The following is a 21,143-nucleotide window of genomic DNA, read 5'->3' on the forward strand; positions in this document are numbered from 1 at the left end:
CGAAAACCGTGGATGACGTCGCGGCGCTGCTGCCGTGGAATATGAAGGATTTGCATACCCCCGATTTAACCAGCGGCGTGACTTCCTGAACAGCCTGGGGTTGATGGATCGCTTACGAATTGCCCTCCGTCAGCGCAGACCCGCCAGCACGGCTCACCAATTCCACTGCTGTCGTAAAAAATGACAACCGGGCTCTCCAACTCGGTATGCCAACCGATCACGATTTGCTCCGGCGGCGGTAGCTGGCCAGGCAAGGCGGGCACCCAACATTGGGTTTCACCAGCGCTGCGCGGTTGCGCTTTAAGCGCATTACTAATCGACAAGTCCAGTTCCTGCATTGTCTCGGCCTCGACGGCCAGATGCGTGATGAGGTCGCCCATTCGCGCCAAATGACTCGAAGCCGCCTGCCCCTCTTCATTGAGGCCGGCTAACATCATCACGTGGCCGAGCGCGGCCAGGCCGTGCATCAATGTTTCGTTGGCGTTCCTAGCGTGCCGCGCTACCAGCTCTGCTGTCGCACAATCTGCATCAGGAAAAGGCTGATATGCCGAAAAGTCGGCCGGCAGACGACGAAGCAAATGTGCGAGCTGATACGGGGCCCGATCGACACTTCCGAGGCCTGGGTTATCTGCAAGGTTCATTTTGCACCCCCAGCACGCGAGTCGGCCGTACGCTTGCTTATGCGTCGCTCAGCTTTATTCCCCCACTCCGTGGCAACCAAAATCGCAAGCCGCATCAAATTTCCTGTATCAAGCATATCCAAGACGGGAGGTGAGTTGCCCGGGCAACTTGGGTCGATCAAGTCTCGATCCAAATTACTCATTTCGATCAATTGCAGGCAAGTTGTGATACCTCGAAATGCGTCCAGGGCATCCGCGTCATTATCAGCGTCGGCATTCCACGCAAGGCTTGCGGGCAACCACAAAAACGGTTTGTGCAACGAATCGGGTCTTGGGTGCGGGGCTGCAACGGGTTCGGCACAGCTTCGGAGCGGGACGGCATTGCTTGCCCCCTCTATAATTTCGCTGAGCGCCATTCGCCAAGGATGATCTTCCCCGAAATGACTTGCTGCCATCTGTGATTGCAGCATATGCAATCTGGCGGTGGTGGACAGGGGCGATTGACATTTTTCGTTGTCTACTTTAATGTTCGATATGTTCATGTGTTTCTCCAAGATGCACTGATCCAACGGGCCCAAAATGCTGATTACATTTAAGGCCCAACTTGCCTAGCTCCACTAGGCGGTGTACTTTCAAGGGCCGACCTCCACAGTTGGCCCTTGTCACATCTGGCTTTCATTTCTTCGATTACACTCCTTTCATCTGTTGACGCGGCCTTACGTTTAGGTCCGCGACTGCTGCGTTGCGGCGGCTGGCTGAGCACTGCGTGCCCGAATCTCTGCTAAGCAATGGACCAGCTCGCTGTTCAAGGACCGCCCGTTTTTCGTCGCTTCTGCGCTAAACCACTCTCGTAGCTCAGACGGCATACGCAATGGATACCCTGCTGGCTGACTGACCATTTTTCATCCCTCATGGAAATTGATTACACTCAATATAGAATCTAATAGACTCAGAGTCAAGAAGACTCTTTGATGGAACTGACGCTGTGGAGGACAATCGCGCACATGCCTGCACCGAGCCAAACAACCCCGTTCCCCCTTCGTATGGCGCCCGCGCTGCGCGAACGCCTCGAAGCTCATGCAAAGAAAAATGGCCGTAGCGTTAATTCCGAAATAGTCGCCATGGTGGCGGCGGCACTGGAACCGCAAATTGACCTCGCATCCATCCCCACCGAACAGCTACTGTCGACTGTCGTCAAGCGCCTCGATGGCACGCTTCAATTGGTAGTGTCGGGTGACGCGGCCAAGAGAGCAGGAATCGCCCCCAAGAAAAAATAGCCGCACGGCTACTTCTCCAGGTCCGCGACGCCCGGCAAAATCGCGCCCCCAAACAGAAACATGAACTCCGTGCCTCGCAGTTGCTTGAAGCCCAGCTTGGCATAGTGGCGCCGCAGTTTTGCCATCGCGCGCGCCTGATTCCCTTTGAAGTTCGAAAGGTCAAGGCGGGCGCGCCAGGCAGCATCGTTGCCAATGAAAGCCTCATTCTGTAGGGGGAATGGCTTTATTGCGACTATCTCAGCGCCTGGCCGGAATCGCTCGATTATGCGTCGCATGGCCACAAGGCCGAGATTGTGGGCTCTGAATTTTGGAAGAATTTCGAGTCTGTCGATTATCAGAACATTTCCCCAATAGGGCTCATCGTCGAGCAGTCCCGTAAGCGCGCCCGCGAACTGGCTCCCGTCACCTCCATAGATCGAGTAGAAATACTCCAGGGTCGTTGCGTTGGCATCGAATAAGTCGATGGTCGAGATGCGTGCCATCTCCGCAGCCAGCACATCGACATAGATCGCTTTGAACCTACCCGCCACCACCCGGCGACAAACCTCATTAATGCCAATGACGCGGCCAGCGATTTCATAGATGTAGTCTCCGGGCTCCCCTTGCTCCAGAGCGTATGTCGCCTTGTCGACGTCCAATATCATGTAGTAAGGCCCGATAAACATTCCGCACTGTACTGCCGCAAAAAGACCCCTGCCTCATGCCCCATCAAACTTGTTCCATACACAATTTATGGACGGAGTCTTAACGAGATAAATTTACGATTTATCAACACTTATAAGCGCCCTGGGCACGCTTGCCGCCTGCGTCACTGGCGGCATCTGGAAAATCGTTGCCGTGATCCTGCTGGCCGCCCTGCTGGTTGAGGGCGCGTGGGCCGGCGGCGGCTGGTTCCTGGCGGCGCGCGACCGTGACGCCGCCCAGATGGAACTAGTCGACGAGCGGGCCAAGAGCGCCGCCTATGCCGCTGCGGTGGGGCGTCAGAACGAGGCTGTTGCCGCTCTGGCCGACGCCAAGCGCGAGGCGGACGTGCGCGGGGCAGGCCGCCGCTATGATGGTGGCGGGTCGCAAAGGGGGGGGGCTCAACGGCAAACAGGATGACCTGCCCCAACACATCCGGTCAGCCATCTACTCGCACGGCGCACGGCGCACGTCGAAGACAACCGCCCGATGCTCAGGACCAGCGCCCCAGTCCCTTGAAAAATTCGTAGCTAAACCGACTACTGAGGCCGGCGAGCATCTACGATCTTCATCAAATGGCTGGCCATTACGATCATCTCGCTTGCATCGACAACATGGAGCTGAACCTTACGATGGCTGTGCGGGTTCTTGTATGAGCCGAGTGCACCTGCCATCATGTTAAGCAGGGCAACACGCTCGCCAGAAGGGGCAGATTTGTCAGTTAAAGGCCCCCTTTCACCAAAGGCCTTTTGAGCAAGCGGAACACCTATGTCATCAGCGGAAAAACTACCCGCCGCGCGAATGGCGACTTCGAGCTCACGAAAAGCCTGGAACACAGCCGTGTCGTACTCGCCTCGCATAAACGCTGACCAGCAACATTTTAAGGTGTCCGGATGCAGCATGCCTCGAGGAAGTAGCACTGAGCTGGCATAGGCCTGCACGCCAGCCCGGTTTTTCATCTGCGCGCCCCTTCGGGTCACGAAATGCCAGCCCGAAGTGTCACCAGGCGTAGGAGCGATTAATCCTTCGCGGACGAGCCAGTTCCAACCCTCAGCCATCGCATATTGCACTTCTTTCCGTCTATTGTCCGGATAGGCGCCAAGTGTCTGAGGATGGGTAAATGACGTCGGGTGCAAAGGATTGCCAATGCCGTCATCCGGGGTGATCGATCCGATTAGCTCTAGCGCAAGCCCGGCAAGCTCCTCAGGCTCTAGCGCCAAAATAGCATCTGCGTCAGGAACGAGGGTGTGTAGAGTTGGCATATTCAATTGCCCTTAATTTCAGCCACTAGCGGGCCTTCAGTATGTAACGTTAAGCACTGCTCAAATTCTTTCATAGAGCTCTTTTAATGGGCGCCCATCGTAGCATGCACAGTTGTGAAAAGGGCTCTGAAAAATCGACGAACTCGCGTGCATGCGCAAAACCAGGCCGAAATACGCCACGCTCACCTTGGCGCCAGATGCCAGCAACGGCGAGAAGGTAATGGCCCTGGCGCCGGGACGAACCGCAGCGATGCTATGACGTTTGGCTTTCCAACCACGCAACCACCTCGCGCGCCTTGTAGAGCGCTTGGCCACGTGCGGCGCCGGGCAGGCGCATAGCCTTCGGGAAGCTCGGCTGCACGACCACCTCGCGGCGGATCGTGTTGGCCGACCGCTTCATGTACCGGGCGATGTGCTCGACGTCCCACGCGTCGATCTGGATCGGCAGCGGCGCCGGCTGGTTGATGAGCCACATCAAAAGCCGCTCGATATTTTCTTCAACGGTGCTGGTCATCATGGGTCTCCTTGTGGTAGCGCGCCCTTGGCGCTCTGACGCGTGCGGGGCGCCGGCGCGCAGAATTGTTGTCCCATCCTAAGCTGATTGCGTTTCTGGTGCTACGGGAACATGTTCAAAAACGACCGTATATGAACATGCACGCGGATCAACACAAAAATATGACCATAAAATAGCTATCACTATTTTGAACATGTTCATATATAGTTTGGACGTTATTGAACACATCTCCCTACTCAACTTTCACGAGAGAAACAAATGGCAACTTTCGCTTACAGCCGCGTCAGCACCAGGGACCAGACCACCGCGAATCAGCGCATGGAAATCGAGGGAGCGGGCTACAAGGTCGACTATTGGTTTAGTGATGAAGGCGTGAGCGGCAAGGTCTCGGCGTCCCAGCGCCCGCAGTTCAAAGCGCTGTTGGGCCAAATACGGGATGGAGAAACCCTCGTGGTGTCAAAGCTCGACCGGCTGGGGCGTGACGCTCAAGACGTTGGTGCCACGATCAAGGCACTAGCGGCCCGCAAAATCGAAGTGATCGTTTTGCAGCTTGGCAAACTTGACCTGACATCGCCGGCCGGCAAGTTGATGTTGACGATGCTCGCGGCGGTCGCTGAGATGGAACGGGACTTGCTGGTTGAGCGCACGCAATCCGGCCTTGCCCGGGCAAAGGCCGAGGGCGCCACACTTGGCCGCCCAGCCAGCACAACCGACGCGCAGCGCGCCCAAATGATCAGCCAGCATCGGGAGCACGCTGCATCCATCAGCGCCCTGGCCCGACAGTACGATGTCTCGCGCGCGACAGTGATGCGGATCGTGAAACCGTAGAATTTCACCGTTTTCCTAGGTTATTTAAACCTGCCTCGAAGCCATTATCAACGTAGTTGCGCCGCCAGCCCTACCAAGCATCGGAAACAATCTTTTCGCCCATTCCCGACCTTTGTTTTAGGCACGTAGATGCCCTGCCCGAACGATGGAAAGGCCACCCGGAGGTGGCCTATAATGGGAAAACTACACAGGGGGAAGCATGCATTACGATCCGATTCAGCTCGGCGCAGCACTGGCCTTCATCATCAACGCTTGGCTAGAAAGTAGGCGCACCAAATAGCCGACGCTGCCGCTCCTCCTCGCTCTCGATACCCATCAGCGCCGCCGGCGACATCATCAGCCCGCGCGCGCGCAACTGCGCTGGCGCCTTTGCCGGCCCGGCGAGATTCAGCGGTACATTCATCGAACGCTTTGCTTGCATGCTCAGGGCAATGTTTTCCAATGGGTCGGCAAGCATCGCTTTGCCCATTGGGAGCCTTGAAAGAAACGGCAGATTGGCAATGCGGTCAAGCATCATGGCGCCCCCGGCGGCGGCCGTGTTCGCATTGTTCACAGCACTGCCAACTGGCTGAACCTGCTCGTAGCTGGCGACTCGCCCAATTGCTTTCATCTGCGCGATTTGGTCGGCCGGGAAGAAAAGCTTCAACTTCCGGTCGCCAATTTGGGCAAGCGCCTTGTTGTAGGCCGATTGGCTGAAATTACCCGCCTCGTCAGCCGCGCCGTTCAGCGCCTTTGTCTTGAGGAACGATGTGATCTGCTCGCGTACGGCATCCATCGCTTCCGGGCTCTTCTTGATCGAGTTCCGCATCATGTTCACGTCCATCACATTGGCGTTTCCGCCACTCCCGACGATGAATTTTTGCACGAACTGGTCCGGCTCGATGCCCTCGCGCACGGCTTGCATGGCAGGCGTCTTCTCCACAATTTCCATCCACTTGCGGTTGAGCGAGCGCGCGCGCCCGAATGCGCTCATGGCCTCCTGGCCGATCTGCTGGCCAGGCAGCAGTGGCGTGTCGTCCAGGGCTGTACGGACCATGCCCAACGCCTTTTGCTCGGCCTTATCCAACGTTGAGCGTTGCAGTTCGCCGATGCGGGTTTTGAACTGCTCCGCAACGTCGACCGTCAGGGGCATTTCGCCCTTGGCGGCCTTGTTGAGCAGGCTCCGGACATCGCTCGGGAGCTTTCCCCCAAGCATGGCATCGTCCAACAAGTTGTTGGCTCGCTGTGTGAACGCGGACGGATCAAGTGCGGCACTTCTGCCATCCGTGGCGCGCGCGGCGCTGTACCGCTGGTCAATCAAGGCTTTGGCACGGGCGTTGCGCGCGCTCAGGGCATCCATTACCTTACTGCCGCCGGCGTATGCATCGTCCACAGTTCCGGCGCCTAATCCGTTGAGCCCAGTTGTCAGCTGCCGATTATTGGCCTCCTCCGTCAGACTCAGTTGCTGGGCGGCGGGCTCCTTGCTGTTTGCCCCGACCTTTGCCAAGTTCTTTTGACGTGTAAATGTGCCAGGATCGCGCAACAACCCAGCAGCCGTCGGCGTGGTGCCAGTCAGGCGGTAGTCGGCCAGGCGACGCACCGCATCAGGTGACAGGTCCGGGCTGATCTTGTACGCCTTGGCCACGTCCTGGCGAATGCTTTGCGCCACTTGCGCCGGCAGGTCGCCCAGCTTGATCCCGTTTTGCTCAAGCGCGCTGTTGATCGTGATGTCGATTTGTGCCTGCTGCTGTTGCGGCGATACCGGCGGGCCAGCAGGGCGCAAGCGGTTGCCAATGCCTGCGGCCGCACGCTGGACGCCGCCCATGGCAAATGGCGTCGCCACCCCGGCAGCCAAGGACGCCAGCAACTGCGACCCCTCATTGCCGCCAGTCTCACGCGTGTAGCCGCCAGCGGCACCGGCAGCGCCCCCGGAGGCAAGCTGCTTGAGCGGGGCCGCCGCCATGGTACGCGCCACCGCCTGCGTGGTGCCGTTGGTCATTGTGGCCGCCTTGCCGGCTGCGCCGATAATGCCAGCGGAACCAGCGACTAAACGCGTGGCGTCGCCAACAACCCGCTCTTGTGCGGTAGCAGGGCTGGGCAGGCCGATGATGTTGGCCAGCGCGCCGCCCGTGTCTGCACGCGGCTTATTCCCCAGGATCGGGGCCGCAAGCGTGCGAACCGGGTTTCCGACGAAGGCGTCGAACGTGCCGCCTGCGCCCTCAATACCGTAGCGCGCAGCCAGGCCCACTTGACGCGGCACGCTCGCCACAAAGTCGTTGAGCTGCCCGCCAAAGCCCTTCGACTTTGCCGCTGCGGGCGCTGGGTAAGAAAGCGCATTCTTCTTGATCGCGGCGACAATTTCCGCGTCACTCATTCCGTCCGGGAACTCTACTCGGCCCTGATTTGGCACTTCAATAATTTGGCCCATTATTCAATTTTCCCGGTTTTAGGGTTGTATTTGCGGACAGGCTGCGCCGATGGCGCCGCTGGCCCGCTCTCGGCCTCGGACTTGTAATCAAAACGCGCCTTTGCGTCCTTGCGCCCCGTAGACAGTTCGTACTGGCGTTCGAGCCCGCTCTTTTGTGCGGCCATCAGGTGCAGGTACGTGTCGACCACGCCATTGAGCTGCTTGGTCGTCTTGGCGTTGTCGAGCAGGTGCGCAAGCTCCTGGCGCTCCTCCACGCCACCGCCGCCGGCAACGATGGATTTCAGCACCTCTTTTGCCACGATGCCTTTGGCGGCGTCGAAGTTGGTCGGCGCGGCGCTGCCGGTCTGCTGCGCGATGATGTTGCTGTACTTGTTGACCAGCGGCGTGTTGCCGTTGCCCAGCTCCGTGATCAGGTTTTTCAGTTGCCCCAAGTGGTCCGACGCCACAGCGAACGAGCGGATTGAATCGCCCTGCTTGCCGGTGGTGAAGTCGCGCATTGCCCGCTTCTTGCCGTCGTACTCGGTGGCGTCAAAGTCCGGGTACTTTTGCGCCACGCGCTCCATCATGTTGAGCATCTTCGGGTTGCGCAGCGCGTAGCCTGACGGCGGCGCCATTTTGCCGGTGCCGATGGCGTCGATCATCGCATCAGATGCGTCCGGGCCAGTGCCTTCGACTTGCTGCTTGTCGAATGCCATGCGCGCGTTGAACTGGCCGGCCGACTGCGCGCGGCTGGCGGCGGCACGACGGTCGTCGGCCTTGGAATTTGCCGACTGGTTGACCGTGTACTCTTGACCATTGCTGACGGCGTTCTTGTCAACGAAACGCTTGTGGTCGCCCAGGTCCACCTCGGTCATGTTCGGCGCCAGGCCAAATTCACTTACCTTTTGCTGACCGTCCTTGAAAGTGATGACGCTGATCGGGCGGCCATTTTGCGTCCCAGCTTCGATCTTGCTCACCTCAGGACTGAGTTTAGCGACGTGCTCCCACGCTTTGTTGGCCCCGTCGATGTCGCCTTCCTCCGTGCGCACTTGTGCCACGCGGGTCAGATAAGCGACCGCGCTTTGCTTTTCGCTTCCAGGGGCCTGCATGGCCGGCTGCGGCTGCGCTGGAGGCGCACCGGCGCCGTTGCTCGCCTGAAATTGTCGCATCCAGTCCGGGCCGCCGGTCTTTGGCGACATTGGCCCAGCGCCTGGTGCGGCACTGGCAAAGCCGTAATCAGCGGGCGCCTGCTGTGCTGGCTGCGCCGGCGCGCCTTCAGTCAAACGTGTGCGAATGCGGTCTTCACGATCAAGCAGCTTTTGCTTCATCTGCATATCGCCCTGCATCTGCTGTAATTGCAGCGCGCGGCGCTCGGCTTCCTGTGCCTCCTGTTCCTCCTGGAGCTTGCGCGCGCGCATGGAATTGTTGATCTGCATATAGCTATTGATGCCCGTGCCGAATGCCTGAGCAGCGCTGTATGGTCGGCTAGTATCGCCGGAGCGCTCCATAATTTGAGCGGCCGCACCGAGCAACCCGGTCGTCTGGGGGTCATTGAACATATCGAGGAGTCCCATGATTAGCCCTTCGTGAAGTCGACAATGCCGGGCAATTCTACGTCGATAGACTCTATCGCATCGCGCACGGTCGTAGTCTTTCTCACAACATCCTCTAACGGCTCACCCTCCAGAATAGCGTCGAGTTTTTCGCCTAGCATTACGCCGATTTGATGCAGCGCCACGTAGGCATCTGCCCGCTTAATTTCAGCTTCGGATGCGGGCCGAATCTCGACCGTCTCGCCGGACTCAATCGTAGCAATCAGGTCAAGCAAATTCACCCACTTGTTTTGTGGCGAGGCGAACATTGCACCTACCGCAGTTTGCGCGCGGGAGCTATTTTCATCAGGGAAATACACAACTTTCATTTCGGTCATCCTTTCGTTTGCAAGCCTCTATTACAGCTCTATTTACTGCCAAAAAATTGACGTTTTTGCGTGGGTTGGAGATGCGACACAAGGGCAGTAGAAATATCGCGGTTCGCTTGCGATTCGCTCACCTGAAATTGCGCTATGAGCCGGTCCCGAACAACAGCGCGCTGTTCTCTCAGCCGCAGTAAATTCCGTGCAAAGTCCACGCGTTGCTCTTGCTTTAGGCAGCTAATGTTGTGCATCGCCCCCACACTGACGATCATCTTTCGGAACGCCACCTTTGCGGCGGCATCAACATCGCAATCTTCTAGTTTTGCAATCAGGTCCAGTAACGCGTCCGCCCTCATGCGTGCCTCGCGCGTGCGGGCGCGTACTGGTCGCTTAATGTGGCCGCCGCCTCGCGTACGCGCGCGAAGTCGGCGGAAACCCCGTCACGCGTGCGCGCGTATTGGTCCGGCGGTGAGGTGAAAGGCGCGGGGCACGTGGTCGAACGGCTAGCGAAAGCGCCATGGAAGCCATTACAGCCCGATGGTGGCACTTTCGCCTGCTTAGACGAGCCCGTACACCAAGCTGCACCCAGCGGAGCCGCAGGGGCCGTTTTGATCGATTTTGGATTAGGGGTGGTCATGCGCGCCCCTGTGCCGCAATGTTGTAGCGGGTTGGGTGCTGATCTGCCGATTCCAGGTACTGCTGCGAGGCGATATCGAACCAGAAGCCTAGCCGCCCCTCCCACTCGCCGTTACGCTGTTTTTCGCAGGACACATAGCAATTGGGGTTCCCCTTCTTCTCGGCCTCCGCCTTTTTATCGCGCCACACGATGAACACGTTGTCCACCTGGTCGGTGATCGCGCCGGCGCCCTTGATATCGAATTTGCCGGGGGCTTTCAACTCGCTTTCCCCCTTGCGCATGTGGTGCACCAGGTGGATGTGCACGCTATGAGCTTGGGCGAACGCGCACAGCTCGTTGACGAAATCCTTCTGCGCGTTGTAGTCGTCCTCGCCCTTGACGCACTTCATCAAGCTGTCGATGACGAACTGCGTGATGCCGAATTTCTCGACCGAGTAACGCATGACCGCGATGAGCTTGCGCCACTCGACCGCACCAACGTGGTCATACATCCAAAGCCGGCCGTCTGTCCAGCGCGACAGGCTGGTTAGGAATGGAATCGACGGCTCGCGGCCGGCGTAGGCCTGGCGACTCATGCGGTGCATTTGCTTGACCGGCTTCATCTCAAAGCTCGCGACCATGACTCGCTCATTCTGGTAGCACAGATCGAGCTCGACCTGAGAGAGAAACATGCTCTTGCCGTGCCCGTTGATCCCGGCGTAGATCGATACCTCGCCAGGGCGAAACTTGATCCTGTCGCGTGATTTCTCCCACAGCATTGTTGGGATAGGGGTGGCGTCGGGCGCTGCATAGAAGGCGTCGATTGTGTCTTGCAGCCAGTCCGATGCGGGGCGCACGTTGTGCTGCTCCGGCTCGTTCATGTAGGCGCTGAAATCGATGTTGTCAGGGATTAATTGCATACGGCATTCCTCCGGGTGCGCGGGCGTAAGTGCGCCCAGCGATAAAGTCCATGTTTTGAAAGTCCAGCCAGGGCAAGAAGTCGAGTTCGTAGGTCCAGCGCGCGACCGGCTGCGCGATGTCCTCGGCTGCGGGGATCAGGAACACCCCGGCGCCCCACTTCTCCACCGCGTTCCACACGTTCAGGTGCTCAGGTCGATGCAGCGCGATGGCTTTGACGGTCGTGGCCCAATCCATCCGGGCGCCGACGTACACGCACACGTCAAGGCCACGAGCCCATCGCCAGTCGCAGACCTGGCCTGCACTCGCATGGACCGTGTGGTTGCCGGCGGCCATGGGGCCAACAAGCGAAACCAGAATCATTTCCTCGGGCTTCATGCCACGCAACCGCGCGTCAACGATAGGCTGGGCGTTAGCGGCGATCATTCCCAATCCTTCACGCAGGTAGCGTCAGCCAACTGGCCGGCGTAGCCAGCGAACTTGGTGGCGTTGAACAGCGTCTCGGGGCGAAGGTACTTTTGCATGGTCGGGTCCGTGGCCCACTCGGTGACTTTCGCGTCAACCACGGCGCAGCACTGGGCGACGGTGGCGCCTTCTTTCAAGCGCGCGCCAATCAGGTCCAGGCTTGCCCTCACCGGCGAGTAATTACGGCCGGCCCGCTCGTTGAGGTGGGAAAGGATCGCCAAACAGTCCGGGCTACCGGACAATGCTTTACTTCCTTTAGACTCCTTTAGACTCCGTACCCGAGGACTCGGCGAGGCCTCCCCTACTTCTCGGGGAGCGCTCGCCGAATTTACGTCCGGCGAGGGGGCATGCACTGCTGGCGCTGACTCTCCTACCGGCGCTCCTGGCTGGGGATGGCGATAGGTCGGCTTGTCGATTTTCTGATGCCGGGCCCATCCGGTGACTTGCCAATAATCCTTGCCGGCGACCTGATACGAATGCAGCAGTTCTGCCGCTTCCAGTTCATCGACCATGGCTTGGATATCTTCGTCACTGATCACGTCCGATGGGAACACTTCCATCTTCAACCGCTTCACGGATGCGGGGTGTATGCCGTGGTCGTCTGAAAACGACCAGATGCCAATGAATAGGAGGCGAGCGGTCGGCGAGCACTCGGCGATTTGTTCGGAGGTCCAAAACTCCGGCTTGACGGTACGAATACGGGCCATGGCTATACACCGCATGCGCGAGCGATTGCGCGCATGGCCTGCTCATACTCTGCCGACGTGGCGCCAGGGTGCCGGCTCGCCCACATGGATTTTTCAACTTCGTAACGGGCGTAGCTTGCGCAGAAACGGCGGGAGCGGGCGGCGGCGCGCGCACCGGCGTACACCGCACGGTTGACGTTGGGAGGGCGGCGGCTCACGTTGCCACCCCGCTGACCGCCTCGGCAATGAGGTGATACCGGGCGCATTTGCTATGCCGAACGCCTTGATTGTCGAACAGCGGCAGCAATTCGGTTGTGATCGTGTGGCCGTGCTCGCGCTTGAGCTGAAAAATCCGGGCCGCCGGCATAAGGATGGAGTGGTCGCGCAGCTCCATTGTCGTCTTGGGGCCCTGGCGAAGGAGCACCATGACTTTCGCCAACTGCACCGCCGTCGCCGTCGACCTGCTCGCCAAGACAGCAGCATCGGTGTTAGACTCGGCTTGCTCATTTTGATATGTCGCCTCGTGCCCGCCAGCAAGATCGACAAGTGCGGCCCCCTCTGCGGGGCCGTGCTGCTTTTGGGATTTAGGCATTGTCGCCTCCGTTCAGAAGGCGTTTGATTTCTGCGACTGGCCAGGCGAGTCGGCCGTTAATACGAACAGGGCGGAGCGGGCCGTTTTCGAGACAGGCCCATTTGCGGAGAGTTTGCGGAGCGCGGTTAAGCGCTTTTGCTGCTTCAGCCGTAGTGGCTGCGTGCGGGAGGTCTGAGAGATTCATTCGTTTCACCTTGTTGATTAGTTGGTGAAACGAATGATCAAAGCGGTACCGTCCTCCTCCGCAACCCTACCCCTAAGACTATTTCGGGGGAGGAGGGTCCGCCACATCTTGGGGTAGGGTTGGTCCGCACTGCCTCTTTACTTTAGCTCGCCTCCACTACGCAATCTGTACCAAGCCTTGTCAAAAACAGTTGCTCGATTCTTGAACAGATCATGGTCTTTCAGAGCGGTGCGAACTGCTGCCTTGATCCCAGGTTTGCCGGACTCATTTGGTGGCAAGCTATCCGGCGTGTATTCATTCTGCTTAAGCCATTCGAGAATCTTCGCTTCCTGCGCCCGTAACGCGGGAAGTGGTTTCGGCGGTTTATCAGCGTACCCGGCTGATAAATGGACTGGGCTTTCAGCACATTCAACTCCGCAACTCAGCCCACTATCGCCGTCGGCCACTGACAGAGCGCGTGTTCGGAGCGCCAGCAGGAGTCCCTCGTGTGCGCGCATATCACGTGCCTTTGCCCAAGAAAACCAGTTCTCTGGCGTGTCCGACGTGATACCAAGTGCGGTCGCAAGACGCAGAGCGCGCATTGCCGCTAATTCCTCGGCGCTGGTGTCGTGATCATTCGGTTTCGGTTGAGCGCCGTCGAATACGTCCGGATCGAGCCCGTTGAGTAGCCTGGAAGCTTCCTTTGCTGTCCACGTGGGCATCTGATCGACCCAATATGCCCAATCAATTAACGCTCCATTGTTGATGTATTCGGCAAAATCAGCATAAAGCTCAGCGCCCGCAAGCTTCCTGGCATCCTCGACGGATAAGACGCCACCCGTTGGTTCAGGGGAGAGAGGGGGCACCGATGGCTCTGGGCGGCATGCTTTGCGTGCGTCATGGACCTTAAGAAATGCCACTGATGTTGCATTCACACACTCATCCAATCCCAAGGGAATGGAAAAGGATTTTTCTTTAGCCCAGTCGACTAACTCGGCTGCTAAGAAATATACTTGAGTCGCGGTTATGCGCACTGGCTTGAGGCGATGCACAATACAGGCCGATTTGATGCCTTCAAGAATAAGGAGCGAGCGCGCAGACATCTTCGCGTTCGGGTCTGGATTGGGTTCCTCGCCAGTCAATATAAATGACGCGTCTATGCTGTCCCACGCTTCCTGCGCGCCCCAGCGGGTTACGTCTAACGACGCTTTTACCATTTGCGCACCCCTTCAGGTGTCAGCCCTCATATGTTGGGGCACCAGTCAGGCCGGTGAAGGAGTCCGGCTTTTCGTCCGCTAAAACTAGACTGGCGCTTTAAACTGGTAGTGCAGCTAAACTGCAGCGACAGCCCGTAAGCCTGGGACAACAGGAATGAACACGATTTCCGCCTGCTCAAGCATCCAAGCTTCGATTTTTGTGTGCCACATGCGCAGCAGGTCTAGGGGGCGTCGAATATAGTTCTGCTCGCGGACGCCTTGGGGCGCATGACCTTGAATCTGCGCAGCGATACCTGCCGGCGTTTCGACCCACTCTGACAGCGTGGCGAAGCTGCGGCGCAGACCGTGCAATGTGAGCGGCGGAAGGCCCGCAACTGCGAGCGCTTGGTTGTGCGCGATACGCGGCTCGGCAAGCCGTCCTGATTCCGCAGCAGGGCTACTGAACACCCATTCATTGCGGCGGGGAAGCGCGTTTAGCAGTTTGGAAACGTACGGTGTCAACGGTACCATACGGAACTCTTCGACCTTATCGCCCAGCTTCATGCTGTTCCAGCGGAAATCGACATCGACCCAGCGCAGGCCAGCCAACTCCTCACGGCGGGCACCGACCAGTAGAAGTACCTGTAGGTAGGCCGAAATGACGGGGTTACCGATTCTCTGGACGGCTTCAAACCATGCTGCAAGCTGTTCCCGCTGAAGCAGATCGTGCTTGAGCTTAGGCTTTCCCAACGATTCTCGGGCTTTGGTACTAGTTGCCGCGTTGAAAGTAACCACCGCCGAGTAGACGGGATGAGCCGTGCACCAGTTGAGGCAGGCTTTAAGCAGCCGGATCGCCAAACGCGCGCTGGACGGGCGTATTGCGGCTTCGGATTTCGCCCATGCTTCAACCCGCTCCATATTAAGGTCCACCAACCGCAGCGACGCCATGCTTGCAAGCGGACCGGGTTGCGTCAGCTTCGGGCTACGTTTCCGGACCTCCCCGCCAGATTGAATGATCTTCCGGTGCGCGGCAATATGATGCTCCGACCACTGCCCCATACGCTCGGCGACGTACTCTTTCCACACGTCGCCCAACGTGACAGCATCACGGAGAGCGGCGGCGCTGGCGCTGGCTAGCGCTTTCTTCTGGGCGGCATGCTGGTCGGTGCGCACCTGACGCGGGTCAACGCCCTGATCGGTTTGAGCTTTGTAGCGGGTGGCCTCGGCTTGCGCCTTACCGATGGGCCACGTACGCACGTCGCCGATGGTGATGCGGAGGGTCTTTCCATTCAAGCGTGTCTCGAAGACGAAGGAGCGCGCACCGGCTGCGGTAACACGAAGACCGAGCCCCGGCGCCTTGGCGTCCCAAAGAATGCTCTGCTGCTTGCCTGGCTCACAGGCAAAATTGTTAAGCCGCTCGATACTAAAATTTACTTTCGCCACATATGCCTCGCGTCGGCGCCGTGTAGGCACCATGTAGGCAAATTATATCAACAATCATGAACGTTGCGGAATGCTGTAATGGCTGAACTATCGCTACAAGCCCCTATCCGTAAGGGTTTCGGATCGTTGCGGGTATTGGGATCAACACGCCGAAATGCCAACACGTCATGATTTGTAATCATCAGGTGGCCAGTTCGAAACCGGCAGTCGGCACCAGAATTTAGCAGCAACATCAAGGGGTTACATGAGTGGTCATGTAGCCCCTTTTTGCTTTCCGACAGCGTTACAGTGATGCCAGCCTGACATTGCCGCATCGCCGTGACCCGTGCCAAAGCACCTCATCTCAATGTGCGCTAACATGGCTGATGCGAGTCATCTCCAATAAGGCATTGAAGAACTTCTCAGCGATCCACCATGACGCGGACGCTCCGTGCAGGCATGGCGAAAAACCATTGAAGCGAGGTCGTTTCCAAATTTCGCTGCGCTCAAGCAGACATTCAACGCCACGGACAAGGCCGGGGATTATTACGTTTTTGATGTGGGCGGTAACAAATACCGCATCGTGACCTCGATTCACTTCAATAGTCAGCAATTATTTATTCGACACGTGTTTACGCACAAGGAATACGACAAATGGAAACCTTGATGGATCGGGCAGTTGTCGACACGATCACTTCGCATTTCCGCGCGCTCACCTCCCTCGTTCCTCTGTCTCCGATCCGCTCGGAGCAAGACTACGACAAGGCCGTCGCCGTGTTGAACCAGCTGCTCGACGCGGGCGCTGCGGATGAACAGCATGCGCTGGCCGATCTTGCCACGATGCTGGGGACCCTGATCGCCGCCTACGATGAGGTGCATTACCCGGCAATGCCCGTTTCACCCAGTGCGATGCTGCGATTCCTGATGGACCAGCATAAACTTACGGAATCGACACTTCCGGAACTGGGCAGCCAGAGTACAGTTGCGGAAATACTTGAAGGCACCCAAGAACTCAACATCCGGCAAATCAAGGCGCTTGCCGCCCGTTTCCAGGTACCGGCAACGCTGTTCCTTTGATCCTCCTGCGCGCCTAATCGTCTCCCGCTGGCGCAATCGACCTGCGCACGATTGAATTTTCGCCTAAGTAAGCGCGTGTATTCTTTGGCAACGAGCTGAAACGATCTTCCTGCGCCGGCCAAGGCCGCGCATTCACTGACAGGGCCGGTTCGGCTTCCCCCGTTGCCAACCACGAAAGCCGCCATGCGCCTGCCCCTGATCGCCCCCTCGGACCTCACCCCCGAACAACAGCCCCTGTACCACGACATGCGCAAAGGGATTGCCTCGAACTTCAACGCCTTCGTCTCCCAGCGCGAGGATGGCGCCCTGATGGGGCCGTGGAACCCGTGGCTGCACGAGCCCGCCATCGGCAAGGCGATCTGGAACCTGACCCTGGCCATGACCGCCAATGCCGTGCTGCCGGACAAGGTGCGCCAGATCGCCATCCTGGTGGTCGGCGCCCGCTTCGACGCCGCCTACGAACTGTACGCCCACATCGCCGTGGCCGAGGCCGAAGGCATGCCTTTGGCACGCCTGGCGACCCTGGTGGCCGACCTCAAGCCATCCGACCTGAACAAGGAAGAAAGCATCGCCTACGACCTCGCCTACGCGCTGTGCCGCGGCGGCCTGCTGCCCGAGCCGATCTATCGTCTGGCCGTGCACACCTTCGGCCAGAAAGGCACGAATGAACTGATTTACCTGGTCGGACTCTATTCCATGGTATCGACCACGCTCAATGGTTTCGACGTTCCGGTGCCCGAACATGCGTGACGGCTCGACACTGCACAACCGCGCCACCGCCCCGCCCGAAGCGGCGCGTCCGTGCGCCTCGGCCTTCGGCAGCATTGCCCTGTTGCTCCAAGGCGGCGGCGCGCTCGGCGCCTACCAGGCCGGCGTCTACGAGCGCTTGCTGGAAGCGGGCATCGAGCCGACCTGGATCGCCGGCATTTCGATCGGGGCGATTAACAGCGCCATCATCGCCGGCAATCCGCGCGCCGAGCGGGTCGCCAAACTGCGCAGTTTCTGGGAAACGGTCAGCAACGCGGGCGACGGCGGCGTCGGCGAATGGTGGACCAGCCTGCTCACCGGCGACACCCTGCGCGGCTGGGCCAACCAGATGGCGGCCGGGCGCGTGCTCTCGCACGGGGTGCCGGGCTTTTTCGAGCCGCGCATGCCGCCGCCCTACCTGCCCATGGCCAACCGCGGCGCCACCAGCTACTATGACACCTCGATGCTCGAAGGCACGCTCAACAGCCTGGTCGATTTCGACCGCGTCAACAGCCGCGAGATGCGCCTGTCGGTCGGTGCCGTCAATGTTCGCACCGGTAACTTCGCCTACTTCGACAACGCGGTCGATACCATCGCCGCCAAGCACATCATGGCCAGCGGCGCGCTGCCGCCCGGTTTCGACGCGGTCGAAATCGACGGCGAGCATTACTGGGATGGCGGGCTGGTCTCGAACACCCCGCTCGACTGGGTGCTGTCCTCGCATTCCGGGGTCGATACGCTGGTGCTGCAGGTCGACCTGTGGAGCGCCAGCGGCGCGCTGCCGCGCGACCTGACCGAAGTGGCCGTGCGCATGAAGGAAGTGCAGTTTTCGAGCCGCACGCGGGCCGCGACCGACAAGTTCCGCAAGCTGGCCGAGCTGCGCACCGCGTTCAACGAGCTGCTGGCCCAGATGCCACCCGCGCTGGCCGGCACGCCCCAGGCGCGCCTGCTGGCCGAGGCGTCCGACGAAGCGGTCTACAACATCGTCCAGCTGGTGTACCGCTCGCGCAATTACGAAGGCCAGTCGAAGGACTTCGAATTTTCGCGCGTCACCATGAACGAACACTGGCGTTCGGGCTACGATGACGCCGCGCTGACCTTGTCGCATCCACAGATCCTGGCCTTGCCGCCGGTCGACAAGAGCCCCGCCATTTACGATTTCCTGACCTCCCGGCACGCCAGTGCCGCCACCCACACGTTGCAAGAGGAATCCCATGAACCTGCAAGATAAAGTCACCGTCATCACCGGCGCCGCCAGCGGCATCGGCAAACACATCGCCAAGGTCTATTTTGAGAGCGGCGCCAGGGTCGTCATCGCCGACCTCGACCTGAAGGCGGCCGAAGCCACCGCGAAAGAACTCGATCCGTCGGGCCAACGCAGCATGGCGCTGGCCATGAACGTCACCAGCGAAACCGAAGTCGAGACCGGCATCGCGGCCGTTGCGGCGCGCTTCGGCGGCATCGACGTGCTGGTATCGAACGCCGGCATCCAGATCGTGGCGCCGGTCGAGAGTTTCGCTTTCGATGACTGGAAAAAGATGCTGGCGATTCACCTCGACGGCGCTTTCCTGACCACCCGCGCCTGCCTGAAGGTGATGTACGCGCAAGGCCGCGGCGGCAGCGTCATCTACATGGGCTCGGTGCATTCGAAAGAAGCGTCGCCGCTCAAGTCGGCCTATGTCACGGCCAAGCACGGCCTGATCGGCCTGTGCAAGGTGGTGGCCAAGGAAGGCGCGGCCCATGGCGTGCGCGCCAATGTCATCTGCCCTGGCTTCGTGCGTACGCCGCTGGTCGAAAAGCAGATTCCCGAGCAGGCCAGGGCGCTCGGCATCTCGGAAGACGATGTCGTCAAGAAGGTGATGCTCAAGGAAACCGTGGACGGCGAATTCACCACCGTCGACGACGTGGCGCAGACCGCCCTGTTCCTGGCTGCCTTCCCGAGCAATGCGCTGACCGGGCAGTCGATCGTGGTCAGCCACGGCTGGTATATGCAGTAAGCGTTGGCGAGCGAGCTGGCTGCGCGTTCAGTCAGCCGCGGCAAAGGAAACGATTGCGCCTAAGCGCTGTGATCGCCAGTAGCCTGCGGATCAGGGCCTCCCGGCGCTTGGTCAGGATCTGCAGTAACCCCGATGGACGATTGACAGTCCATCGCTGGTGGCATCTCGTCGTAACCGACCAATTGCCAAACTGTGGTGCGCTGCAGGGAAGGGCGCTCACCCTTGGCCCTTTGCCACAAGGTCGGCTCTCCCAGCAAGACGACTGGCGGAAACAGCTCGCCCTGGCAAAAATGGCGCCGCGCGCCATGTTCCACCTCGCTTTCAGCGCAGCGCCACCACCCGGACTGAGGACAGACGTCCCCCGACGCGGACAGCGCTCCCAATGTTTGTATTTTGCTGCCTCCTGCGCTCGCGCCGGCACCGCTCGTTTTACGCAATCGAATACTGCCGATTAGCTTGTCCCAAAGTGCGACGGCTTCGTCATCGGAGATGCTTGGGTTGATGCTTGATTGAAGATTATCCTGGACCCCGGTATTGAGCCGTATGTCCAGTTCCGGGTAATACCAGTCATTGACCGCACCGACGCTGTGAAAACGGAATTCATGGACGCTCGGGTTCTTTTTGTAAGCCGGCAGGCGCGCCAGTGCCTCGTAGCCATCCCATATTCCCAACTGCCGTGGCTCCTTGCGGAACCACTTGATTCCAGCGCGGAACGCGCCCATCCCGTCCCGCTGTGCTCGTTCCTCGGTACGGCGTAGCAGTTCTTGCAAACCGCTCGACTCGACTAAGTAATCGAGGTTTTTATGCACGTCAACCGAAAGATGCACGTCGGGAAACTCCTTCAACCTGACACCAATGGTTACCCGCTCGTACTTGGGCTTGAGCGCAACAAAGCCACCGTCGATGCAAATTCCATCTTGATCGGGGATCTCGGTATCGGCGCGCAGGCGCAGATGGGTGGCAACGTTGTTTAGTGCATTTACGGTCTCCTCGAACGCACCGTCTGTTGTACGGACTTTGGAGCTGCGTTGGATGAACAGATCCGTATCCACCGGGGCAAATGAATGAATGTTGTACCACATTTCGTTCGACTCACCAAAGACTATTTTTTGATTATTCAAGAGGCCCTCTTTAACTTCGCCAAACATGGGAAGCTTAGCTAATCTTCGGGGATCGATATCTTGATGCGCCTCTTCGTTCTTGCGCAGTTGTTGAGCGATATAAGCCGATACCTCTCCTGCCTCTCCAGGATGATATGTAATTGGAAATTCGACCTCGGCTGGTCCATAAACGAGGGTCGCGTTCTCTGGAATTTCCATGATAAATCGTCCAAAGCAAACGGTTTGTTTGGATTGAAACAATGATTGCAATCGATCTGATAGCATAAGGGATCCAGGCCTTTTCATAGTGTCTGAAATACGGTCGCAACTAATTATCATGGTGAGCCCGCCGCATAAAAATATGGCGCTTGCAATCAAATGGCATTTCACTTTTTCCATTTCATCGTCCCTGCGATTCTCACTAAGCTATAAAGAGTTGAATACAATGCTGACTGGTTATTGTAACTCTCTTGATGCTCGTAGCCAGTCTGACGAAAGATCCCTTGAAATTTTCCACTTCGCAATTGATCGTCAGCCGAATGGACCGGAACAGTCGTAGCCGTTCACACCCCGAGCGGAATCTTTGGCAGCGCCGGCACCGTCAGACCGTTTCTGGCTGCGGCAATGACGCTGGCAATGAAGGTCCAAGAGGAGGCCGAACGTTTTCTGCACGTCTCGATG

At 58.8% G+C, this 21,143-nt stretch carries 25 protein-coding genes; 8 read left to right on the forward strand and 17 right to left on the reverse strand.

The genetic code is table 11. The annotated features are described in order from the left end of the window. Nucleotides 1-65: 65 nt before the first annotated feature. The 3 genes from F2P45_RS32275 to F2P45_RS37340 all read right to left on the reverse strand — a co-directional run bounded on the left by F2P45_RS32275 (nucleotide 66) and on the right by F2P45_RS37340 (nucleotide 1,519). Complete coding sequence (locus F2P45_RS32275; RefSeq protein ID WP_166882305.1) at nucleotides 66-641, reverse strand: hypothetical protein; 576 nt, start codon at nucleotides 639-641, stop codon at nucleotides 66-68. Then, the gene (locus F2P45_RS32280) at nucleotides 638-1,162 is read right to left on the reverse strand and encodes a hypothetical protein (RefSeq protein WP_166882306.1); all 525 of its coding nucleotides are present in this window, start codon (nucleotides 1,160-1,162) and stop codon (nucleotides 638-640) included. The genes F2P45_RS32275 and F2P45_RS32280 overlap by 4 nt, the downstream gene beginning before the upstream one ends. A gap of 180 nt (nucleotides 1,163-1,342) precedes the next feature. Continuing rightward, on the reverse strand, nucleotides 1,343-1,519 hold the full coding sequence (locus tag F2P45_RS37340; RefSeq protein ID WP_166882307.1) for an Arc family DNA-binding protein: 177 nt from the start codon (nucleotides 1,517-1,519) through the stop codon (nucleotides 1,343-1,345). Between the two features lie 72 nt (nucleotides 1,520-1,591). Between F2P45_RS37340 and F2P45_RS32290 the strand changes: the two genes are divergently transcribed. Continuing rightward, on the forward strand, nucleotides 1,592-1,897 hold the full coding sequence (locus F2P45_RS32290) for an Arc family DNA-binding protein (protein WP_166882308.1): 306 nt from the start codon (nucleotides 1,592-1,594) through the stop codon (nucleotides 1,895-1,897). Between the two features lie 8 nt (nucleotides 1,898-1,905). Here the strand turns inward: F2P45_RS32290 and F2P45_RS32295 are convergent, their stop codons facing one another. Next, nucleotides 1,906-2,541 carry a hypothetical protein gene (locus tag F2P45_RS32295; RefSeq protein WP_166882309.1) on the reverse strand — a complete coding sequence of 212 codons (636 nt, stop codon included), beginning with the start codon at nucleotides 2,539-2,541 and terminating at the stop codon, nucleotides 1,906-1,908. Nucleotides 2,542-2,734: 193 nt separating this feature from the next. Between F2P45_RS32295 and F2P45_RS32300 the strand changes: the two genes are divergently transcribed. After that, nucleotides 2,735-2,998: a hypothetical protein gene (locus F2P45_RS32300; RefSeq protein WP_166882310.1), complete on the forward strand. Its 264-nt coding sequence runs from the start codon at nucleotides 2,735-2,737 to the stop codon at nucleotides 2,996-2,998. A gap of 119 nt (nucleotides 2,999-3,117) precedes the next feature. Here the strand turns inward: F2P45_RS32300 and F2P45_RS32305 are convergent, their stop codons facing one another. Continuing rightward, a complete protein-coding gene (locus F2P45_RS32305; RefSeq protein WP_166882311.1) occupies nucleotides 3,118-3,840 on the reverse strand; it encodes a TIGR02391 family protein in 723 nt (240 codons plus the stop codon). Between the two features lie 253 nt (nucleotides 3,841-4,093). Then, a complete protein-coding gene (locus tag F2P45_RS32310) occupies nucleotides 4,094-4,357 on the reverse strand; it encodes a hypothetical protein (protein WP_166882312.1) in 264 nt (87 codons plus the stop codon). Between the two features lie 255 nt (nucleotides 4,358-4,612). On the opposite strand from F2P45_RS32310, the gene F2P45_RS32315 reads away from it, so the two are divergent. Continuing rightward, nucleotides 4,613-5,182, forward strand: a complete 570-nt coding sequence (locus F2P45_RS32315; protein ID WP_166882313.1) for a recombinase family protein — start codon at nucleotides 4,613-4,615, stop codon at nucleotides 5,180-5,182. Nucleotides 5,183-5,438: 256 nt separating this feature from the next. Here the strand turns inward: F2P45_RS32315 and F2P45_RS32320 are convergent, their stop codons facing one another. The 10 genes from F2P45_RS32320 to F2P45_RS32370 form a co-directional block, all read right to left on the reverse strand. After that, on the reverse strand, nucleotides 5,439-7,589 hold the full coding sequence (locus tag F2P45_RS32320) for a hypothetical protein (RefSeq protein WP_166882314.1): 2,151 nt from the start codon (nucleotides 7,587-7,589) through the stop codon (nucleotides 5,439-5,441). Then, the gene (locus F2P45_RS32325; protein WP_166882315.1) at nucleotides 7,589-9,142 is read right to left on the reverse strand and encodes a hypothetical protein; all 1,554 of its coding nucleotides are present in this window, start codon (nucleotides 9,140-9,142) and stop codon (nucleotides 7,589-7,591) included. The genes F2P45_RS32320 and F2P45_RS32325 overlap by 1 nt, the downstream gene beginning before the upstream one ends. A gap of 2 nt (nucleotides 9,143-9,144) precedes the next feature. Further along, entirely contained in the window at nucleotides 9,145-9,489 is a 345-nt protein-coding gene (locus F2P45_RS32330; protein ID WP_223164879.1) for a hypothetical protein, read from the reverse strand. Nucleotides 9,490-9,527: 38 nt separating this feature from the next. Then, nucleotides 9,528-9,839: a hypothetical protein gene (locus F2P45_RS32335; protein ID WP_166882317.1), complete on the reverse strand. Its 312-nt coding sequence runs from the start codon at nucleotides 9,837-9,839 to the stop codon at nucleotides 9,528-9,530. A gap of 277 nt (nucleotides 9,840-10,116) precedes the next feature. Continuing rightward, nucleotides 10,117-11,019, reverse strand: a complete 903-nt coding sequence (locus F2P45_RS32340; RefSeq protein WP_166882318.1) for an AAA family ATPase — start codon at nucleotides 11,017-11,019, stop codon at nucleotides 10,117-10,119. After that, the gene (locus F2P45_RS32345; protein ID WP_166882319.1) at nucleotides 11,003-11,443 is read right to left on the reverse strand and encodes a hypothetical protein; all 441 of its coding nucleotides are present in this window, start codon (nucleotides 11,441-11,443) and stop codon (nucleotides 11,003-11,005) included. Before F2P45_RS32345 ends, F2P45_RS32340 begins: the two co-directional genes overlap by 17 nt. Then, nucleotides 11,440-12,189 (reverse strand): conserved phage C-terminal domain-containing protein, encoded by a 750-nt coding sequence (locus tag F2P45_RS32350; RefSeq protein ID WP_166882320.1) that lies wholly within the window; start codon nucleotides 12,187-12,189, stop codon nucleotides 11,440-11,442. Before F2P45_RS32350 ends, F2P45_RS32345 begins: the two co-directional genes overlap by 4 nt. A 193-nt stretch (nucleotides 12,190-12,382) precedes the next feature. Beyond that, entirely contained in the window at nucleotides 12,383-12,760 is a 378-nt protein-coding gene (locus tag F2P45_RS32355) for a helix-turn-helix domain-containing protein (protein WP_166882321.1), read from the reverse strand. Between the two features lie 321 nt (nucleotides 12,761-13,081). Continuing rightward, a complete protein-coding gene (locus tag F2P45_RS32365; RefSeq protein WP_166882323.1) occupies nucleotides 13,082-14,140 on the reverse strand; it encodes a hypothetical protein in 1,059 nt (352 codons plus the stop codon). Between the two features lie 114 nt (nucleotides 14,141-14,254). Then, nucleotides 14,255-15,562: a tyrosine-type recombinase/integrase gene (locus tag F2P45_RS32370; protein ID WP_166882324.1), complete on the reverse strand. Its 1,308-nt coding sequence runs from the start codon at nucleotides 15,560-15,562 to the stop codon at nucleotides 14,255-14,257. Nucleotides 15,563-15,992: 430 nt separating this feature from the next. Here F2P45_RS32370 and F2P45_RS37345 point away from each other — a divergent pair, with 430 nt between their 5' ends. The 5 genes from F2P45_RS37345 to F2P45_RS32395 all read left to right on the forward strand — a co-directional run bounded on the left by F2P45_RS37345 (nucleotide 15,993) and on the right by F2P45_RS32395 (nucleotide 19,362). Next, nucleotides 15,993-16,208: a type II toxin-antitoxin system HigB family toxin gene (locus F2P45_RS37345; protein WP_166882325.1), complete on the forward strand. Its 216-nt coding sequence runs from the start codon at nucleotides 15,993-15,995 to the stop codon at nucleotides 16,206-16,208. Next, nucleotides 16,196-16,618 (forward strand): helix-turn-helix domain-containing protein, encoded by a 423-nt coding sequence (locus tag F2P45_RS32380; protein WP_166882326.1) that lies wholly within the window; start codon nucleotides 16,196-16,198, stop codon nucleotides 16,616-16,618. The genes F2P45_RS37345 and F2P45_RS32380 overlap by 13 nt, the downstream gene beginning before the upstream one ends. Before the next feature lie 183 nt (nucleotides 16,619-16,801). Then, nucleotides 16,802-17,368 carry a carboxymuconolactone decarboxylase family protein gene (locus F2P45_RS32385; protein WP_166882327.1) on the forward strand — a complete coding sequence of 189 codons (567 nt, stop codon included), beginning with the start codon at nucleotides 16,802-16,804 and terminating at the stop codon, nucleotides 17,366-17,368. Beyond that, nucleotides 17,361-18,596: a DUF3734 domain-containing protein gene (locus tag F2P45_RS32390; RefSeq protein ID WP_166882328.1), complete on the forward strand. Its 1,236-nt coding sequence runs from the start codon at nucleotides 17,361-17,363 to the stop codon at nucleotides 18,594-18,596. Before F2P45_RS32385 ends, F2P45_RS32390 begins: the two co-directional genes overlap by 8 nt. Continuing rightward, the gene (locus tag F2P45_RS32395) at nucleotides 18,580-19,362 is read left to right on the forward strand and encodes a 3-hydroxybutyrate dehydrogenase (RefSeq protein WP_166882329.1); all 783 of its coding nucleotides are present in this window, start codon (nucleotides 18,580-18,582) and stop codon (nucleotides 19,360-19,362) included. The genes F2P45_RS32390 and F2P45_RS32395 overlap by 17 nt, the downstream gene beginning before the upstream one ends. Nucleotides 19,363-19,421: 59 nt before the next feature. Here the strand turns inward: F2P45_RS32395 and F2P45_RS32400 are convergent, their stop codons facing one another. Further along, the gene (locus tag F2P45_RS32400) at nucleotides 19,422-20,861 is read right to left on the reverse strand and encodes a T6SS immunity protein Tli4 family protein (RefSeq protein ID WP_166882330.1); all 1,440 of its coding nucleotides are present in this window, start codon (nucleotides 20,859-20,861) and stop codon (nucleotides 19,422-19,424) included. Nucleotides 20,862-21,143: the final 282 nt, after the last annotated feature.

The organism is Massilia mucilaginosa (assembly GCF_011682145.1).
GTDB lineage: Bacteria > Pseudomonadota > Gammaproteobacteria > Burkholderiales > Burkholderiaceae_D > Telluria_A > Telluria_A mucilaginosa.

Coding starts and splice junctions, on each gene's coding strand:
- F2P45_RS32275 (WP_166882305.1), bottom strand. CDS start 641: ATGAACCTTGCAGATAACCCAGGCCTCGGAAGTGTCGATCGGGCCCCG.
- F2P45_RS32280 (WP_166882306.1), bottom strand. CDS start 1,162: ATGAACATATCGAACATTAAAGTAGACAACGAAAAATGTCAATCGCCC.
- F2P45_RS37340 (WP_166882307.1), bottom strand. CDS start 1,519: ATGGTCAGTCAGCCAGCAGGGTATCCATTGCGTATGCCGTCTGAGCTA.
- F2P45_RS32290 (WP_166882308.1), top strand. CDS start 1,592: ATGGAACTGACGCTGTGGAGGACAATCGCGCACATGCCTGCACCGAGC.
- F2P45_RS32295 (WP_166882309.1), bottom strand. CDS start 2,541: ATGATATTGGACGTCGACAAGGCGACATACGCTCTGGAGCAAGGGGAG.
- F2P45_RS32305 (WP_166882311.1), bottom strand. CDS start 3,840: ATGCCAACTCTACACACCCTCGTTCCTGACGCAGATGCTATTTTGGCG.
- F2P45_RS32310 (WP_166882312.1), bottom strand. CDS start 4,357: ATGATGACCAGCACCGTTGAAGAAAATATCGAGCGGCTTTTGATGTGG.
- F2P45_RS32315 (WP_166882313.1), top strand. CDS start 4,613: ATGGCAACTTTCGCTTACAGCCGCGTCAGCACCAGGGACCAGACCACC.
- F2P45_RS32320 (WP_166882314.1), bottom strand. CDS start 7,589: ATGGGCCAAATTATTGAAGTGCCAAATCAGGGCCGAGTAGAGTTCCCG.
- F2P45_RS32325 (WP_166882315.1), bottom strand. CDS start 9,142: ATGGGACTCCTCGATATGTTCAATGACCCCCAGACGACCGGGTTGCTC.
- F2P45_RS32330 (WP_223164879.1), bottom strand. CDS start 9,489: ATGAAAGTTGTGTATTTCCCTGATGAAAATAGCTCCCGCGCGCAAACT.
- F2P45_RS32335 (WP_166882317.1), bottom strand. CDS start 9,839: ATGAGGGCGGACGCGTTACTGGACCTGATTGCAAAACTAGAAGATTGC.
- F2P45_RS32340 (WP_166882318.1), bottom strand. CDS start 11,019: ATGCAATTAATCCCTGACAACATCGATTTCAGCGCCTACATGAACGAG.
- F2P45_RS32345 (WP_166882319.1), bottom strand. CDS start 11,443: ATGATCGCCGCTAACGCCCAGCCTATCGTTGACGCGCGGTTGCGTGGC.
- F2P45_RS32350 (WP_166882320.1), bottom strand. CDS start 12,189: ATGGCCCGTATTCGTACCGTCAAGCCGGAGTTTTGGACCTCCGAACAA.
- F2P45_RS32355 (WP_166882321.1), bottom strand. CDS start 12,760: ATGCCTAAATCCCAAAAGCAGCACGGCCCCGCAGAGGGGGCCGCACTT.
- F2P45_RS32365 (WP_166882323.1), bottom strand. CDS start 14,140: ATGGTAAAAGCGTCGTTAGACGTAACCCGCTGGGGCGCGCAGGAAGCG.
- F2P45_RS32380 (WP_166882326.1), top strand. CDS start 16,196: ATGGAAACCTTGATGGATCGGGCAGTTGTCGACACGATCACTTCGCAT.
- F2P45_RS32385 (WP_166882327.1), top strand. CDS start 16,802: ATGCGCCTGCCCCTGATCGCCCCCTCGGACCTCACCCCCGAACAACAG.
- F2P45_RS32390 (WP_166882328.1), top strand. CDS start 17,361: ATGCGTGACGGCTCGACACTGCACAACCGCGCCACCGCCCCGCCCGAA.
- F2P45_RS32395 (WP_166882329.1), top strand. CDS start 18,580: ATGAACCTGCAAGATAAAGTCACCGTCATCACCGGCGCCGCCAGCGGC.
- F2P45_RS32400 (WP_166882330.1), bottom strand. CDS start 20,861: ATGGAAAAAGTGAAATGCCATTTGATTGCAAGCGCCATATTTTTATGC.